The 16,972-nt window shown below is 43.9% G+C and carries 14 protein-coding genes; 3 read left to right on the top strand and 11 right to left on the bottom strand.

The genetic code is table 11. The annotated features are described in order from the left end of the window. Positions 1–102: 102 nt before the first annotated feature. The 5 genes from BCT81_RS06650 to BCT81_RS06630 all read right to left on the bottom strand — a co-directional run bounded on the left by BCT81_RS06650 (position 103) and on the right by BCT81_RS06630 (position 5,016). Positions 103–942 carry an energy-coupling factor transporter transmembrane component T gene (locus BCT81_RS06650; protein ID WP_102423602.1) on the bottom strand — a complete coding sequence of 280 codons (840 nt, stop codon included), beginning with the start codon at positions 940–942 and terminating at the stop codon, positions 103–105. Then, entirely contained in the window at positions 939–2,633 is a 1,695-nt protein-coding gene (locus BCT81_RS06645; RefSeq protein WP_102423601.1) for an ABC transporter ATP-binding protein, read from the bottom strand. Before BCT81_RS06645 ends, BCT81_RS06650 begins: the two co-directional genes overlap by 4 nt. Before the next feature lie 6 nt (positions 2,634–2,639). Then, positions 2,640–3,188, bottom strand: a complete 549-nt coding sequence (locus BCT81_RS06640; protein WP_102423600.1) for an ECF-type riboflavin transporter substrate-binding protein — start codon at positions 3,186–3,188, stop codon at positions 2,640–2,642. Between the two features lie 302 nt (positions 3,189–3,490). Further along, entirely contained in the window at positions 3,491–4,621 is a 1,131-nt protein-coding gene (locus tag BCT81_RS06635) for an HlyD family secretion protein (protein ID WP_102423599.1), read from the bottom strand. Further along, entirely contained in the window at positions 4,621–5,016 is a 396-nt protein-coding gene (locus BCT81_RS06630) for a DUF3302 domain-containing protein (RefSeq protein WP_102423598.1), read from the bottom strand. Before BCT81_RS06630 ends, BCT81_RS06635 begins: the two co-directional genes overlap by 1 nt. A gap of 248 nt (positions 5,017–5,264) precedes the next feature. On the opposite strand from BCT81_RS06630, the gene BCT81_RS06625 reads away from it, so the two are divergent. Further along, positions 5,265–6,167 carry a DMT family transporter gene (locus tag BCT81_RS06625; protein ID WP_102423597.1) on the top strand — a complete coding sequence of 301 codons (903 nt, stop codon included), beginning with the start codon at positions 5,265–5,267 and terminating at the stop codon, positions 6,165–6,167. Positions 6,168–6,263: 96 nt separating this feature from the next. Here the strand turns inward: BCT81_RS06625 and BCT81_RS06620 are convergent, their stop codons facing one another. The 4 genes from BCT81_RS06620 to deoD all read right to left on the bottom strand — a co-directional run bounded on the left by BCT81_RS06620 (position 6,264) and on the right by deoD (position 11,761). After that, the gene (locus BCT81_RS06620; protein WP_102423596.1) at positions 6,264–7,844 is read right to left on the bottom strand and encodes a GGDEF domain-containing protein; all 1,581 of its coding nucleotides are present in this window, start codon (positions 7,842–7,844) and stop codon (positions 6,264–6,266) included. Then, positions 7,844–9,313, bottom strand: a complete 1,470-nt coding sequence (locus tag BCT81_RS06615; protein ID WP_102423595.1) for a hypothetical protein — start codon at positions 9,311–9,313, stop codon at positions 7,844–7,846. Before BCT81_RS06615 ends, BCT81_RS06620 begins: the two co-directional genes overlap by 1 nt. A gap of 186 nt (positions 9,314–9,499) precedes the next feature. Then, the gene (locus tag BCT81_RS06610) at positions 9,500–10,969 is read right to left on the bottom strand and encodes a lactate dehydrogenase (protein WP_102423594.1); all 1,470 of its coding nucleotides are present in this window, start codon (positions 10,967–10,969) and stop codon (positions 9,500–9,502) included. An 81-nt stretch (positions 10,970–11,050) separates the two neighbouring features. Next, positions 11,051–11,761, bottom strand: coding sequence for a purine-nucleoside phosphorylase (deoD, locus tag BCT81_RS06605; protein ID WP_004737732.1), 711 nt, complete (start codon positions 11,759–11,761; stop codon positions 11,051–11,053). Between the two features lie 347 nt (positions 11,762–12,108). Here deoD and BCT81_RS06600 point away from each other — a divergent pair, with 347 nt between their 5' ends. Further along, on the top strand, positions 12,109–13,104 hold the full coding sequence (locus BCT81_RS06600) for a L,D-transpeptidase family protein (RefSeq protein WP_102423593.1): 996 nt from the start codon (positions 12,109–12,111) through the stop codon (positions 13,102–13,104). A gap of 152 nt (positions 13,105–13,256) precedes the next feature. Here BCT81_RS06600 and BCT81_RS06595 read toward each other — a convergent pair whose 3' ends face one another. Next, positions 13,257–13,523, bottom strand: a complete 267-nt coding sequence (locus BCT81_RS06595) for an Lpp/OprI family alanine-zipper lipoprotein (protein ID WP_004737730.1) — start codon at positions 13,521–13,523, stop codon at positions 13,257–13,259. 361 nt (positions 13,524–13,884) lie between these two features. Here BCT81_RS06595 and BCT81_RS06590 point away from each other — a divergent pair, with 361 nt between their 5' ends. Then, positions 13,885–15,216, top strand: coding sequence for a DEAD/DEAH box helicase (locus tag BCT81_RS06590; RefSeq protein ID WP_004737728.1), 1,332 nt, complete (start codon positions 13,885–13,887; stop codon positions 15,214–15,216). A gap of 246 nt (positions 15,217–15,462) precedes the next feature. On the opposite strand, the gene BCT81_RS06585 is transcribed toward BCT81_RS06590, so the two are convergent. After that, positions 15,463–16,713 (bottom strand): SGNH/GDSL hydrolase family protein, encoded by a 1,251-nt coding sequence (locus BCT81_RS06585; RefSeq protein ID WP_102423592.1) that lies wholly within the window; start codon positions 16,711–16,713, stop codon positions 15,463–15,465. Between the last annotated feature and the right edge of the window lie 259 nt (positions 16,714–16,972).

The following is a 16,972-nucleotide window of genomic DNA, read 5'->3' as shown; positions in this document are numbered from 1 at the left end:
ATTACGGTTTGTTTGGTTAAGTTTTGTTCAAAAGTGAATGGGGAAAATAAAACACCGCCCTATTGAGCGGTGTGCCATTTTAACTGATTGTTTAAACTGATACTAAAATGGATACCAAAACAAAGCTGGTTCAAGAATGCGTTTTGCGATAGCCAATATCACGATTAAACCGATGATAAATAAACAAATAAAATCGATACGTTGTAATGGCGCGTAGCTATACCAAGTGCGAGACTTGTGTCTGCCAAAGCCACGCAGCGTCATAGCATTCGATATTTCATCTGCTCTATCTAGGCTTGAGAAAATCAATGGCCCTAACACTTTAGCAACATTTTTAATGCGTGTAAGAAGTGGCGCTTTCTTAGATAGTTCAACACCACGAGCTTGTTGGGCATGCATGATGTTGACGAAATCCTTCTTAACTTCTGGCAAATAACGTAGCGTTAAGCTCACTGCGTAGGCAATCTTGTAAGGAACACCAATGCGGTTGAGGCTAGCCGCAAACTCAGTCGGGTGCGTTGTGAATACAAAGATCAGCGCTATCGGAAACATGCTCATGTACTTAAGTGTTACGGTCACCAAGTAAAACAATGTCTCTTGGCTCAACGAGTAGTTACCCGGTAATGTTAACAATAAAGTTTCGCTGCCGATGAGCTCGGTACCTTGCTGTGGGGCCAACAGGTACATGAACAAAGCATTTAGGCTCAGCACACTAGCCGTACCTAACAACAGAGGCTTATAAACCCTAACAGGCACTCTGGTTAGCTTGAGTAGGTAAAGCCCCGTTAGGATAAGTAACGTGATTAACCGTAAGTCGAATGTCGTTAATACAACAGTCACCCAAGCTAAGAAAAGAGCAAATTTAGTGATGCCGTTTAACGCATGCAGCGGTGATTTGGTATCAATGTAGTTGATGCCGAATTTTACTTTTGATGCATTCATAGCGAGCTTCTCTCGTAGTCGATGAAGTACTGCATAAATGCATTGGTGTCGTCGATTTTCATCATGGTCGCGAGTTCATAAATACTGGTGGTACAGAGGTTTGCACGCTCTAGAAGCGATGGTTGGCTGAACACCTCAGTCATGTCTGCGTTAGCAATCAGCTTGCTGTCAGCAATGACGATTGAGCGTGTGGTGTACTCTAGAACCAGGTGCATGTCGTGTGAAATGATCACGACGGTGATACCTAACTCGCGGTTAAGCTTTTGGATAAACGCCAGCATTGAGGTGTAGTTACGGTAATCTTGACCCGCTGTTGGTTCATCCAAGATCAGAAGCTCAGGTTCTAATACTAGGATAGAAGCAATCGTTACGCGTTTTTTCTGGCCGTAGCTCAGTGCTTCAATTGGCCAGTGGCGGAACTTACTCAAGCCACACAGCTCAAGAACGTTCTCAACTTTCTCTTTGATTTCCTGCTCTGCAACCCCACGATTACGCAGACCGAATGCAACTTCATCAAAGATCATATGATGAGAGATCATATGATTTGGGTTCTGCATAACAACGCCGACTTTCTGGCTTCTTTCGAAGATAGAAAGCTCTGATAGGTCTTCACCGTTAAGGTATGAAGAGCCTGAATCTGCGTCAATCACACCCATGATAATCTTGGTGATGGTCGATTTACCTGAGCCATTTTTACCTAAGATTGAAACGAACTCACCTTTGCCAATCTTAAAGCTAACGTCTTCGAGAGCGTTCTTTTCGCCATCATAGGAGTAAGTCAGACCGTGGACCTCAAGTAAAGGTTGGTACTGTTTCTCGGTAACTGGAGTCGGGCGCTCGGCAAACCAAGTCTGAACCGCAGGGCGGAATCTTTTGTAATCGAGAGCTTTGAGGTTTGATAGCTTATCTTCACTGGTCAAAGGTGCTTTCGCTGCCTTCAGAGCAGATAAATAAAGTGGTTCACGAATACCGTGTGTTTCAAGCAGTTCAGAAGCTAAGATTTCATCGGGTGTCATGTCTGCAACAATTTCACCGCGCTCCATCAAGATCACTCGGTCGATATCGCGGTGTAGAACATCCTCAAGGCGATGCTCGATGATTACGATAGTCTTGTTGGTTTCTTTATGAAGCTGGTCGATGATTTCGATAGTCGCTTTGCCCGTTTTCGGGTCAAGGCTAGCCAAAGGTTCATCAAACAATAGGATGTCAACGTCATCAACTAAGATGCCCGCTAATGACACGCGTTGTTTTTGGCCGCCGGATAGATCATGTGGCGAGCGATCAAGCATATCTGCTAAGTCGACCATTTTTGCTGTCGACTTAACCAGAGGGTACATATCAATGTTCGACACTAACTGATTTTCCAGCGCGAATGCGATGTCTTCACCAATACTCAAACCGACAAATTGGCTATCAGTATCTTGTAATACTGTGCCGACTTGCTCGGTATAGTCGTGCATTAAAAACTCAGAGATGTTCTTGCCGTTGATCTCTAAAGAACCGGTAACCTCACCTTTAATCGCGTGAGGGATTAGACCGTTAAGACACTGACCTAGGGTAGATTTACCACTACCACTTGGTCCAATAATGACGATTTTCTCTCCTTTCTCTATCCTTAGATTGATATTTTTTAGTGTCGGTTTATCCAGCGACTCATATCTAAAAGAGAAGTTCGAAAATGCTATAGTCATTATCGCTTATGCCTCAGTCAGGTTACGGCTTTGTTTGTTACGTTTAGCGACTGATTTTAGGATCAGCAAGCCAACAACAGCGATCAGAACGGTGTTACCCGCTGCAATGATAGACAGTTGAGTGAAGACTTTAGTAAACGGTTCTGCATAAAGGATGGTATCTAGGAATGCAGAGCAGCCGTAACCGATCACATTACCGGCAAGGGCAAGTACTACAAACAGCGCGAAGTCTTTCATAGGCAAGTCACCTTGCTGAAGGCGGTTTTTGGTCAACATCGGGAATAAACCGATGATCATACCCACAATACCTGAGCCTAATACCCAAGTTAACCATACACCCCAGCCTGCGAATAGGTCTGTTACCCAGTGGCCAATGAAGCCTACTAAGAAACCTACAATTGGGCCGAACAAAACAGAAAACAGTGCTAACACCGCCATTGCTGGTTTTAATGTCGTATTAGCGAACACTGGGACACCAAACATAGGTAAACCACCAATGCCATACAGTGCTGCACCAATGGCAATGACAACCACTGTTTTAGCTGAAAAGTTCATAGGTAACCTCAAATACTGAAAGATAAAAATAACAAAGAACGTATATTCGCCATTTTTAGTAGGTATCTCATCGAGATCGTTTTTTAGGCAAATATAAAAAATAAGGCGCGCATTATACAGTAGAACCCTTCCATAAGGGAAGGTAAGTGTCTAGATGTCTAAAATTCCATCCACATACGCCTATATGATGTAAAAAGCCGTGGTTTGTGGTTAATCAAGCAACAAAAAAAGCCAGATCAGGTCTGGCTTTTCATTCACATTAACAGGGTGTTAAGTCAGTTCTTGACCAACCTATACCTGGCTTAGTGGTCTAGATATAGGTAGTTTTGCCAACTCTTCATGCGGATAAGTACTTTACGCATGATAGATACGTGAGTGAAGCTATCTGAATAAACCGCAACTTCTACTGCTGTACCCATAGGTAAGTGGAAATCAGACAGGTCATCAGTAATGGTCAATTTAACAAATACACGGCCACTAGTACGCAATGCCTCAGTACCCAGTAGCGCACCTCTCGCTTGAAATTGGCTTTCACCGATGGCTGGAATCACTTCTTCAATGCGTCCTTTGAAGACTTTGCCTGGTAATGCTCTAAACAGGAACTCTGCTTCGTAGCCTGGCTGTAAGCGTTGTAACGAGTTTTGTCTAAAGGCTGCAGTGTAGAACTGGTCTTCTGTGTGAACAAAGGTCATCACCGGAGCCAATGGAAGTGGTACCGCCATAACACCCGGGCGCAGGGCTAATTGAGTCACGTAGCCATCGGTAGGTGCTCGAACCACGGTCTGATCCAAGTCAAATTGAGCTTTACGCAATTCAGCTAATAGGCTTAATACTGCTGTGTTCTCGCCACCGATCTCAGAATCCAAAGCAACTTTTGCTCTTTCTAAAGTCGCATCTGCCACTTTTACGGCAGCTTCTGATGCTTTATAAGCTTGTCTGCGAGTATCCAGTTGTTGCTCAGTAAAGGCACCACTGTCGTAACCGCGTTTGTAACGAGAGAACTCACGTTGAGCTTTGTCTCTCTCAGCAATGGCTTTGATTCTTGCAGCTTCAGCTTCAGCAACATCAGATTCCATTCCTAGCGCACCTTGGCTAGCTTCCTTTACTTTCGCTTCTAATCTTGCGACTTCAGCCTCGAACGGAATAGGATCGATTTTAAAGAGGATATCGCCCTTTTTCAGAGGCTTATTTGCCTCTACAGGCACTTCAATTACTTTACCTCTAACCCCTGAAACGATAGGCGTTGTTGAGTAAACTTGGTTACCAATCTGAGTGAAAGGGTGGTTGTAGTTCATCAGTAAGATCAAAGTACCGATGATGATCACACCGCCAAGAACAGCAGTAGGGACAGTCCATTTATTTAGCGGAATGTTGAACACCTTAAAAATGGTGATACACAGTGCCGCGTAGGTCATTATCAGCAGTAAATCCATTACTTAACCTCCTGATTTTGAACGTTGTTTGACTCTTTTCCTGTGCTGCTTGGTTCGGTGTTCGCTTGTTTTAGCTGTGCGATCTCTTCCTTAAGAGTGCTCACTTGGTCGATTAAAATATCAACGCGGTGGTGAATGTCATGCTGCTCTTCTTCGAGTTTGGCAAAGCCCCATCCACGATCTTTGCGCCATAATGTCGCCCAGATCCAAAGAAAAGGCCAGATAGTGTGCAGAGTGAAAAGGCTAACCCAGCCAGAGACATGAATAGCGTCTTGATGAGGATGATTGCGTTCTTTCGCAATTTCATAGGGAATATCGTGAATAACGATGATGCCGTAGAAGATGACTAATGCTACGAAAATCAGCAGACCGAGCGCAAAGTAGTCTAAAAACATAACAGATCCTTGTGATGTTAGATATTAGTTATAAATATAGTACGCTATCATCCAAGTAATTGTTATCAAAATGATTTACCGAGTTACAAATAATGTATTTTTGCTTCTAATGTGAGCGATGTCATTATTGGAACTTATAAAATCACTCTCTAATTTGTTGAGTTATTTCTGTTATCTTGTTTGTCATATTGTCTCAAGAGTGACCGTTGAAATATGCGTGATGCACATAACCACAAGGATAGATACAAATGTATATAGGTGAAATAACAGCGATCGGGGCTGCTATCGTGTGGGCGTGTGCGACTTGGATTTATGGGCAATTTGGGCATCGTTTCTCAGCAATGCAGCTCAATATCATCAAGGGTTTAGTTGCTTCAGTCATGATGCTGCTTGTGATGCCGCTTATCCCAATGCCAGAGTTTGAACTGAGCGCTAATCACTTTTGGATATTGGCAATTTCAGGGATTATTGGAATCGCAATTGGTGACAGCGCTTACTTTGCTGCTTTGAAGAGAATTGGTGCTAATAAGACACTGCTGCTTGAGTCGTTAGCTCCTCCTCTTTCTGGCGTACTGGCTTTGATGTTCTTAGGTGCTGCTTTGACACTTCAAAGTTGGCTCGGTGTCGTCATCACCACGTTAGCGGTGACTTTCGTAGTATTTCAGCCATCTAATTCGGTGAGCGATGATTCAACTAACCAAGCGCAATGGAGCGGCATTGGTTACGGGCTCGTAGCAAGTGTGTGCCAAGCTTCAGGTGTGGTCATTTCTCACTACGCTTTGGTTGCCGGTGATATCCCACCATTGTTGGGGGCGTTGATTCGCCTGACAATCGGCGTGTTTGTGGTGATGATGATTATTCCTTTTGTTGAGCGTAAACCTTACTCATTAATCAAAAGGGATTTATGGGAGATGACTAAACTCGACAAGCTATGGTTACTCAGCGCCATTTTTGTTGGGACGTTTCTCGCGCTTTGGTTGCAACAAATCGCTTTAAAAAATGCTAATCCCGCGATTGCTCAAACATTGATAGCGACCAGCCCGGTCTTTATTCTGGTGATCTATGCGTTGAAAGGGGAAAAGGTCTCAAAGCAGAGTCTCATAGGCACGCTTGCCGCAGTAGGAGGAATATCTTTGTTCTTCTATCAGTGACGTCTTTTCATTAATAGATAAAGCTCGAAGCAAGTGATTGTTTTGCTGTTGGATAGTGCCGAGCATGATTGGTTCGGCACTACTTTAACTATCTAATTACTCAGTGCAGACTTGGTTTCGACCGTTTGCTTTTGCACGATACAAGGCTTTATCTGCTCGATAGAAGGTACGCTGTGTATTCTCTCCCTCACGATGCATCGTGATACCAATACTGACTGTTAAGCCACGCTCACCGAGTATTTCGTGCCAACCAAATTGAAAAATACGTTCACGGTAATTCTCTGAGTGCATTTCTGCTTTTGCCATATCGGTATTCTCAAGAATGACTAGGAATTCTTCTCCACCGAATCTGACACAGGAAGCGCCTCGGAACTTGAAGTATGACCTTAACTCTTGAGAAACACTCACAATTGCTTTATCACCCACTAGGTGGCTCAATTCATCGTTGATCGACTTAAAGTGATCAATATCGACAACCATGAGTGCGAAAGAGGTGTCGTGTAACAGCATGTCTTTTAGCTTCACATCTAACCATCGGCGGTTGTGCAAACCGGTTAATGGGTCGGTGAACACATCTTGTTGTAGCTGTGCCACTGCGTTTTTGTGCTGTTCGGTTGTCTCTTTTAGCTCTCGGTTTTCTTGTTCAGAGAGGATGAGTTTAAGCTGCAGCTCGAATCTCGATAGGCGACGAAGTTGGCTGGCTCCCAGTTCACTGATTGGGATCTGTTTCATTAGATCCGTCTCAATTCGGTAGCCTTTTTTCTCGTAGCTTAGTGCTTCCTGAAAACGTCCTTGATTCATGCACACGTCGCTTAGTGAATCATAAAATCGTTTAGCGAGTACTGGGGATGAGTAAACCTTCATGCGCTTGTCTGTACTCGACAAGATCATGCTGGCGTATTCTTGCTTGCCGATTGCACTTAAACAATGAGCGAGCTCGAGACGTGTCATGGTTGCTAACCAACTTGCTTGCGTGTTGTTCGCAGAGTATTGAATCTGAGACAGGCAACGCAGTGCTTCGTGATACTTCTTCTTTGCACGTAACACTTTTGCTTGGTATAGCAATATTTGAGCAGTCAGTAGTTTGTCGCTGACCAGAATGCTGAGCTCTTCACACTCATTGAGCAGGTCACTCGCTGCAGTAATCCTATTCAGTAGAACTAGGCTCGCCACCATATGAAGCTTGAACTTAAGACGAAGTGAGCGACTACTTATCGCATGGTCAATGCTGTTGATTTTCTGGTAATAGCGGAGAGCTCGGTTGTGGTCGCCATAAGCGTCACACAGGTTTCCCATACCTAGAATTGCCATGACGTATTCATCGATATAGCCATGTTCAACGGCGATGGATGATGAGCTAACGAACTCATTAAGTGCCGAAGTGTAATCCCCAACTTCTACCAAGCGATCACTTAGGCTGGTTTTTACGGTCAGAATATCTTCTATATCTGTTGGCAAATTTAATAGATTGAGTGCCAGTCTAAGTTCTTCGATACTGGTTTGGGTTTGCTGGAGTTTAGCGCGATATTCCGAACTAATGATATAGCAGTGCGCTTGCTCGGTTTTGGTTGTCGAAACATGCTGGCGAATATGATTCCAGAATATGATTGCTTCTTCACCTGAAACGGAAGAGGGGTCTAGACCGGCATCGGTGATTTTACTTAGTAGCGTTTCCATCAAACTCTTACCTCGACATCGTCTTCTTCTAGTTGTTCCAGAGTGAATGGGAACGTCAAAATGTCATTGAGGCTGACGGTTGGTTTTGAACCTTTTAATCCTTTTCTATGCCATGGATAAATATCAAGCATGGTGCTTAGAGTTTGGAAGGTTCGCTCTGCGGCTTCGCCTTTTTCAGAGAGCATGAGCGCAACACGCTCGGAACTGAGCCTTGAAATGAAGTCATCTTGATTACATAAGGTGTGAGCGATTTCGGTACAGACATCTAAGTAATCGGGATCGACATGTTGAAACATAATAATGCTGTGATTTGACCGCTTAAGCTCTGTTTTGAACAGAACCAGCTGTTCCCACCAAAAGGTTTCAGACACAACATAAGAGAGATGCTTTTCTGGGTCATACTCGTGTTGGCCACGAATACGGTTGATGAGCTTTCTTGCTCTCTGCTCGAGTTGGCGTTTTGAGCTGCGTGCCTTATCTAAACCCACGCGAGTGGTTTGTTCTCGAAGCATACCGATAGAATATTGACGGTACTTCTTAAAGGCGATCAAAGCGGCTTTAAAATCTTGGTTTTCTTCTGCGACCAAAGATTGCTGATAACAGATTTGGCTGAGTAGCTCACCATTATCAAATTCGTTTGCTGACTCTTCCGCAAGCCTAAGCAGTTCCGCGGCTTGCTCTGGTCTTTTTCGTAGTAACTCTAGACGAGCACGACTGATATACGAGTGCGCTTTCATCCAAACTAGGTTGTGTTCAACTGCCAAGTTGTGCGCTTTGGCTGTTGCACGTTCAGCGTCGTCTAAGCGCTCAAGGCCAAGTAGAGCTAAGCCTCTGAAGTCCCATACTTCTGCGTGCCAAGTGTTGTCTTTATGTTCTTTTAACGCTTCCTCTGCACCATCTAATACTGACAGCATTTCAACATAGTTGTTGAGTAGGTAGTAATCCCATGCGAGAAGGATTCTTGCTTTACCTTCTAACCAGCCAATACGGCTGTTGTTTGCCACTTTAACCGCGAGTTGGTGTGTTGAACGAGCCAGCTTATATTCGTGAGTTATTCTCCAGATGTTACCCAGACCAATCAGGCATTCGATCTGTATTTCGACTTCATCGACCAGTGCAGATTGTTCTAACGCATTGATCCAGAACTGTTGTGCAGAGTAGTACTTGGCTTGTCCCCAGAACTGGAGAGCGTGTAAATGGAGGATTTCGGGCAGAAAAAGGTCGGTATCTAATCGGTTTTGGCGTTTGTAGGCTTCCTTGATGTACTTTAACCCTTTTTGGTAATCCATTAGGTTCCAGCAACATCTCGCCATCAACATTAGCGACTGAATCGCGCCTTCTTCAAACAGAACTTGTTCGGATCTGACGAGGCATTGTTGTGCAATCTCAAGGATCACCAATGGTTCAGAGTCGACGCGAGTTTTGAGTTGTTCTAGTTCTGTTTCAAGAAGGTACTGATTTTTGTCCAAGGCTTAGATCCATAATTATCGAACATATTGATAACACAATCATTATAAGAGTGTGATTTAGGATAAGCACCAATTATCTTTCTCTGAGCACTAAAGGAACATGAATCTTTTCCAATTCTGGGGGATGCCTCATGTTGTTACTTTAAAATCCATGAGTTCCCGAATAATTATCTAGAGCGCTTGTTTTTATGAAAGTAGTTGCTTTAATGTCAATGGGTGCTCCGCTACGCCTAAGCGCTGCGCTGCAGTGAGTCCTTGCTTATCTTGATAGCACAGATTGTGCCAAGCTCTGAATATGTCGAGTAATGGAAGAATGCCGCCTGGACGAAGCTTACGTCTTGGCTCATTGATGAAGCTATCAAAAAGCACCTGAAAACGCTCTTGATAAAACTTGGTTTGTTGAATTGATGCGGTATTAAACCACTGTTTTGGCTCGGGATTACTGCCTGTTAGGTAGCAGATACCTTTCTGCTTATTACCTTGATTGGCAATAGCCCAGCGATCGCGCCACCAACTCATGTGAACGATATCGATCTTTTCAAAACTTTGATCGTCTTGCCAGCCTGCGTCTTCTTCTACATACATAAGGTCAATATTTTGACTCTGGATACGCGGCAAACATACGCTCAGGGCGGCAGATCTTAGTAATGGATCTTGTGGCATATAGATCGCAACGTGTTTGTTCTCATCACACATTTCAAGCACATGCAGGAAGTGAGCATAAGACGTATAAGGCGGTCGAATGAGCGCCCCTTTCGAAGGGTAGCTAAACGTTGTGAGGTTACCCATCGGGTCTTCAACATTGCCTCTTGCCAGAATCACTTGGTATTGCTGTTCAATACGCTCTTTGAGTTTGTCTGATCGCTGAGGCAGTTCAAGATTCGCTTCTGAAGAGTGCTCTTTAGATACAAAGCGCGCCACATCATCATAAGGGTTGTGATCTACATTCCCTGATGGCTCTTCATTTTGTGAGTAATTCACGTGTTGGCAAAGGATATAGCCAGAATGCGCCTCACCCGTTGCTATCCAAACCACTCCGTTGCTACTTTGTGGTTGTAAGCGCTGATAATGGGAAGCGAACTGATAGTCTTTGGCATGATTAACCCATCGTGCATCGATCATCGCTAATTTGCGACGGCACCGGCTAGCGATATGGTCAACATGATCATAGAAAGTTTTAGGGTTGATCTCTAATTTTCTGCAGATTTCACGTACGGAATAGCCCATGAACAGTAAGCCCATGAGGTTCTCTTGAAACTGGAGTTTTTTATTGGAACCAGACCACTTGTCAACAAAGGTTGATTGGCAGTCTTTGCATCGATAACGCTGCCTGTCGCCGCTGTAGCCGAAGGCATGATAAAGATGTTTATGGGTATGAACCGATAAGCCGAAGTTATCGCAATCGTCATTACGACAAGCAGGGAGCCCATCGCTGTGAAGTTGTCTCAGGCGATGAAGTTCGCTTAACACTTCACGATTGTTAAGTAAGGGGGGGAAAGCTCCACATTCACGACAAACCATCGCTGGACGCTTAGGGTTAGCGTGTTGCAAAACATAACGTTTTGCATCGCTCAAGCCAAAGTTGTCACACGCCAATGTTTTACAAAAGTTGAGTTGCAAACCATCTGCATCTTTTGGCAGCTTGTCGTTAGACACGATCTCCCCCTCGGGATTATTTGAGCAGCCAAGCGAACTTGGCTGCGGGGTATTGCTTTTCAAAGTATCGTTAATCAATGATTAGATGTTGATAGCTGTCTCTAGAGCTACTTTCATCATGTCGTTGAAAGATTTTTGACGCTCTTCAGAGCTTAGTTTCTCGCCACGGATGATGTGGTCAGAAACTGTTAGGATTGTTAGTGCTTTCGCGCCTAGGTCTGCAGCAACGCCGTAGATACCTGCCGCTTCCATGTCTACACCTAGGATGCCTAGTTTTTCCATCTTCTCGAAGATGTCTGCTTCAGGTGTGTAGAATAGGTCAGCAGAGAATACGTTACCAACTTTCACTGGCACTTCTTGAGCGCGCGCTTGGTTTACAGCTTCTTCTAGAAGACCGAAATCAGCGATTGCTGCAAAGTCGTGGTCGTTAAAACGAATGCGGTTAACTTTAGAGTCTGTTGAAGCGCCCATACCGATAACAACGTCCATTAGTTTAACGTCGTCGCGTACTGCACCACAGCTACCTACGCGAATTACGTTCTTTACACCGTACTCAGCGATTAGCTCGTGTGTGTAGATGCAAGCTGATGGGATACCCATACCGTGGCCCATCACAGAAACTTTCTTACCTTTGTAAGTGCCTGTGTAACCAAACATGTTGCGAACGTCACAAACTTGCTTAACGTCATCAAGGAATGTTTCAGCAATGTATTTTGCGCGAAGCGGGTCACCCGGCATCAGTACTGTTTCTGCGAAATCACCAGCTTGAGCGTTAATATGAGGTGTAGCCATGGTCGTTCTCCAAAGTTTAAACGGTAATTATAGGAACAGGATTTAATCAATTACCGATTCTGTTGAATTGAATTCGTTTTGTTGAGGCAATATTAGCGAGTTAAAACGAGGCTCCATGAGACCCTAGTCACAAAATGGCTCTACTATTATCGTTTTATTAATATTGATAACTAAATATGTTGAAAGCGTAAAGGCAATCGATTTTGTATCGACAAATTAAAGGTCAGATAAAGGAAACACTTAGACGAAAGCGCAATTGCACTGGTGTTTGAGGCAACAATACATTGTAGAGACGTTTGATCAGCGATAATCTAAACTTTGATAAAGACGGCAAACCAAGGAATTGTATGTTGTATTGCCCTAACTCGACGCTTATGTACTCCATGAAAACATATATACGTAAGATCGCTTTGCTCGCACAGCGAACGACTAGGTTTACTGTGAAAGGGACTTTAATTGCTGCTGGGATTGCGTCGTCGTGGGCCTCTGCGGCAACTTTTGAGCTTCCTCCGAAAGAGAGCCGCATTGTTGGCCGGATACAACAGCATGAAGTTGCTGCAGGTGAAACGTTAGCCATCATTGCCAAGCAATACGATATCGGTTTTCTCTCTTTAATGGCGGCAAATAAAGGCGTTGATCCTTTTCTTCCCCCTGAAGGTTACGTGCTAAGTATTCCTAGCCGCCTCATTCTTCCTGATACCCCGAGAAAAGGGATAGTGATTAACTTGGCTGAGCTTAGGTTGTACTACTTTGAGCCAGAGAAAAATCAGGTGCATGTGTTCCCTGTTGGTATTGGCAGGATTGGACGTGACACCCCTGAGATGATCACCAAGATCAGCCAAAAGAGACCAAACCCGACCTGGACACCGCCCAAGTCAATCCGTGAAGAGTATTTAGAAAAAGGTATTGAGTTACCGAAAGTTGTTCCTGCTGGACCGGAAAATCCTCTAGGTGAGTACGCGCTGCGACTTGCGTATGGAGCTGGGGATTACCTGATACACGGCACCAATAAGGACTTTGGGATTGGTCTGCGTGTGAGCTCTGGCTGTATTCGAATGGAACCTAAAGATATCGAGTGGCTTTTTGAGCAGGTGAGCCGCGGTGAGCAAGTGACGATCATTAATGAGCCGATCAAGATCTCGTTAGAACCAGATCGAAGTGTGTTTGTTGAAGCGCATGAGCCATTAACTCGAAGTGACGGTTCTAAGAAATCACTTCAAATTCCTGTTGAACTGAAGTGGTGGCTTGAAGATGCAGATTTGCCTAACTCAAAAGCCAAAGCGGTTATCTTTGCGCAAAATGGTGTACCTGTTGAAATCGCTCCACCGGTGATTGAGTTTTAACGCACTTCTTCTTGTCTGGGGCAGTTTGCTCTACTAGATTCGCCAATTCTCCCTAAAAAACAAAAGCACCACATCTGTGAAGAGGTGGTGCTATCAATTTACTGCTTTTGCGACTTATTTAATCTACAGCTTAATCGCGCTTAAATATCAAACTACTTAGTGTAAGACTCAGCGATGTTGTCGATACGGTCGTTAGCACGATCCGCTTCTTCTTTTGCTGCCATAGCGGCTTCAGAAGCTTCTTGAGCTTTCATTTCTGCTGCTGCTTTATCACTCTTAAGTGCTTCAACTTCACTTGTAAGCTGAGCGACTTGGTTAGTTAGTTGATCCATTTCTGACACTGCAGCTTCTTCTGGCTCTGAAGAACAACCGGCTAGAATGAAAACTGAGGCTGCAGCGGCGATTAACGTCTTATTCATAAGAACTCCTTGCTTATTTAACATCAAAAGATGCGCTATACATTCTTTATCATATAGTCGCTTCATTAATGATTGTAGCGACTAATTTTTTAAGCGCAAAAACAATAACTAAAGAAATTGCTAAATTTTTGAGGTAATTAGCTGAGCATCACGTTCTGTCTCACTTATGAGATGGCTTATTTTGAAGAGCTTTGTCTCGCGTTTAATGGAGGCAGCCCTTTGTTGTCAACGCATACAATGCTCTAAACAACTTTGTTAGTAAGGATAAATTTACTGTGATCTCTATCCTTATAAAGCATTTTCGCGGTATCATGTCGCGTTAAAATAATTTTATTCAATACCATCATGACTGGAGAGTCCTTTGCACTTTAAAGATTTAGGCTTAGATAACCGCTTACTGAAGAACTTAAAACATTACGACTTTAAGAAAGCGACAGAGATCCAATCGAAAGCGATCCCTGTTGCTATTGCCGGTAAGGATCTATTGGCTTCATCAAAAACGGGTTCAGGTAAAACATTGGCGTTTGTTTTGCCGATGATTCACAAAGCATTAAAAACCAAAGCGTTTTCTGCTCGTGATCCTCGTGGTGTAATCTTGGCTCCTACTCGTGAGCTGGCTAAGCAGGTATATGGCGAACTACGCAGCATGCTGGGTGGTCTGTCTTACGAAGCGACTCTTATCCTGGGTGGCGAGAACTTTAATGACCAAGTTAAAGCACTGCGTAAATACCCTCGTTTTATCGTAGCGACTCCTGGCCGTTTAGCCGATCACCTCGAGCACCGCTCGTTGTTCCTAGATGGTGTTGAAACACTGATCCTTGATGAAGCAGACCGAATGCTTGATCTAGGCTTTGCTCCTGAACTACGCCGTATTGCTAATGCTGCTAAGCACCGTCGCCGTCAAACCTTGATGTTCTCTGCAACGCTTGATCACGCAGAAGTGAACGATATTGCTAATGAGATGCTAGACGCACCTAAGCGCATTTCAGTGGGTGTTTCGAATGAGCAGCACCTTGATATCACGCAGAAGTTCTACCTGTGCGACCATTTGGACCATAAAGAGGCGATTTTAGACCGCGTTCTGGAAGAGGCTGAGTACCGTCAGGTTATGATCTTCACGGCAACTCGTGCTGATACTGATCGTCTAACCGACAAGCTTAACGAGAAGAAGCTAAAAGCGGTTGCACTGAGTGGTAATCTAAACCAAACGCAACGTAATGCCATCATGAGCCAGTTTGAGCGCGCGGTTTACAAGATCTTGGTAACAACAGACGTTGCTTCACGTGGTATTGATATTCCAAACGTAAGCCACGTTATCAACTTTGATATGCCTAAACACACTGAAGAGTACGTTCACCGTGTTGGTCGTACCGGTCGTGCTGGTAATAAAGGTGATGCAATTTCTTTGGTGGGTCCAAAAGACTGGGACAGCTTCAAGCGTGTTGAGCTTTACCTGCAGCAAGACCTTAACTTCTCTGTTCTTGAAGGGTTAAAAGGCAAGTTCAAAGGCATCAAGCCTCGTAAGCCAGCCTTCAAGAAGGGCGGTCCAGCTAAGAAAGCGGGCAAACCTCAAGCAAAGAAGACAGCGAAGAAGCCAGTTAAACGCGATAAGAGTTTCCACCAAAATGTGGCTGTGGGTGATAGCGTGTTTATCCCTAAGAAAAAAGTTGCGCCAAAAGTGGACGACGAGTAATTTCTTGCGAGTCAAAGCGCCTCTGCTGATAAAATGAATACAAATAAAAACCGCCTATACAGGCGGTTTTTTTGTATCGATGTTTCTCTGCTTTTCCCTAGCCTAACTCAAACTTCGCTCACGACCCGCTTCGAAGAGCTGGGTATAACAGTATTTAAGTACATTGACTTCCGTCGACAACATTGAGTTAGCGATAAAATGTTGATCGCGTTATGGGGCGAATAGTGTCATCCCAGGCAAATTTTACTAGTCAAAGTTAAAGGTCGATAAATGAGTCATGAGAATATGCTCTGCGAGATATTTGTGTACTGCGGTCGTAGGATGAGTTACCCCCCAAAAGACATAATGGTCTGAACCATAGGCCGCACATTCATTGGTAAGGTTATGCTGGTAGAGATAATCGGCCGCAGAGTGACGTTGGATGTCTAAACAGGGTTCAGTTGCGTTTTGGAAACCATGTTGCTGCGGGTTTTCGGTAATGCTATTAAATAGAGTATAAGCATCGAATAGAACGATATTGAGTCCTCTTTGCTTGTAGTAGCTCACCTGTTCTTCGATAAAGAGATTAAACTCGATAATCTTACGTCTTACGAGCTCTGTTTCCGCGTCGCTCGTATACTTAAATTGCGGTGCCTTAGTTGCGTCTGGGAGTGTGAATAGCAAGATGTTTTGAGCGCCAGACCCTGTTAGCCGAATAAGAGCGCTACTAAAATCGGCTTTTACATCGACGACAGAGCGATCGTAATTCATAAAGTCGTTGAGTCCAAACTCTAAAGTAAACAGTGAGTTTTCTGGTTTGTAGTTTTTAGCTGCTTCCATGTATTTTAAGTATGACGTGACTTGATCATATACGCCTTTGAGAACGCCATACTGATTTGTGCCTGCTGCTCCACCAACTGCCCAGTTGTAAAGAGGTATATTTTTCTCTTTTGCCAAGTATTCAGTCCAGACCAAGCCGTTTGAGAAGTGACCTAAGAACCACGAGTTGGGATTTGGAAACACCCACTGCGAGCCGTTGAATAAGTTCCCAGTGTCAGAAAGGCTATCTCCAAATGTAATGATTCGATTAATTTGATTCTCTTGCCGTTCTTCGTCATTAGTCCATATCGAATGGTTGTAGGAGAAGCGACTGTCTGCTGCAAAATACGTGATATCTGCGGCATCATGCTGAAGGTCTAGGGTTTCATCACAACGTTGTTTAATTTCTGATTGCGGAGTTTCACTGAAGAACATGTTTTTGTAAGAGGAGGGTGACCACCAATATCCTTCAATGGTGTAATAATTGCCCTCTTTGTCTCTTGCCCATTTCCAATCCGTCGCGACCGAGTCATTTGATATGTCAGATCGGTACCAGCATCTTACGTATGTTTGTGTATCAAGCATCTGTTCTTGTGTTACTTCGTCGTGCATTGTTGAGTCTAAAGGCATTGATGTCTCTGCCTGAGCTGATGCAATTTGGGGCATCGTCAGCGCAAATACCAAGATCATTTTCTTCATTTTCGAGTACTCATTTAACAAGGGTTGTGTGTTTAATTACTTGATTGTTAATAATTAGAATCAATATCATTTTAAAATGTATCGAGCATTACTCGCTGTTGCGTCAATAACTCATATGAAGCACGTGTAATAAGTGTTACATAGATCCAACTTTCAACGAGTTTACGTTTATTCATTTTTCTTTGGGCGCAACCCCTTACCCGCATTTTTAATACTTCACTATTAATGGTTATGTTAATTAATCCTTATTAATCAATTG

The sequence above is a fragment of the Vibrio sp. 10N.261.52.A1 genome (genome assembly GCF_002876325.1).
Taxonomy (GTDB): Bacteria; Pseudomonadota; Gammaproteobacteria; order Enterobacterales; family Vibrionaceae; genus Vibrio; species Vibrio chagasii.
The sequence above is the reverse complement of the archived record's forward strand: the minus strand, read 5'-3'. Positions and strand labels throughout refer to the sequence as shown.

Bases quoted from the DNA above. Each gene is read 5' to 3' on its own strand.
- BCT81_RS06650 (WP_102423602.1), bottom strand. From the start codon at position 942: ATGAATGCATCAAAAGTAAAATTCGGCATCAACTACATTGATACCAAA.
- BCT81_RS06645 (WP_102423601.1), bottom strand. From the start codon at position 2,633: ATGACTATAGCATTTTCGAACTTCTCTTTTAGATATGAGTCGCTGGAT.
- BCT81_RS06640 (WP_102423600.1), bottom strand. From the start codon at position 3,188: ATGAACTTTTCAGCTAAAACAGTGGTTGTCATTGCCATTGGTGCAGCA.
- BCT81_RS06635 (WP_102423599.1), bottom strand. From the start codon at position 4,621: ATGGATTTACTGCTGATAATGACCTACGCGGCACTGTGTATCACCATT.
- BCT81_RS06630 (WP_102423598.1), bottom strand. From the start codon at position 5,016: ATGTTTTTAGACTACTTTGCGCTCGGTCTGCTGATTTTCGTAGCATTA.
- BCT81_RS06625 (WP_102423597.1), top strand. From the start codon at position 5,265: ATGTATATAGGTGAAATAACAGCGATCGGGGCTGCTATCGTGTGGGCG.
- BCT81_RS06620 (WP_102423596.1), bottom strand. From the start codon at position 7,844: ATGGAAACGCTACTAAGTAAAATCACCGATGCCGGTCTAGACCCCTCT.
- deoD (WP_004737732.1), bottom strand. From the start codon at position 11,761: ATGGCTACACCTCATATTAACGCTCAAGCTGGTGATTTCGCAGAAACA.
- BCT81_RS06600 (WP_102423593.1), top strand. From the start codon at position 12,109: ATGTTGTATTGCCCTAACTCGACGCTTATGTACTCCATGAAAACATAT.
- BCT81_RS06595 (WP_004737730.1), bottom strand. From the start codon at position 13,523: ATGAATAAGACGTTAATCGCCGCTGCAGCCTCAGTTTTCATTCTAGCC.
- BCT81_RS06585 (WP_102423592.1), bottom strand. From the start codon at position 16,713: ATGAAGAAAATGATCTTGGTATTTGCGCTGACGATGCCCCAAATTGCA.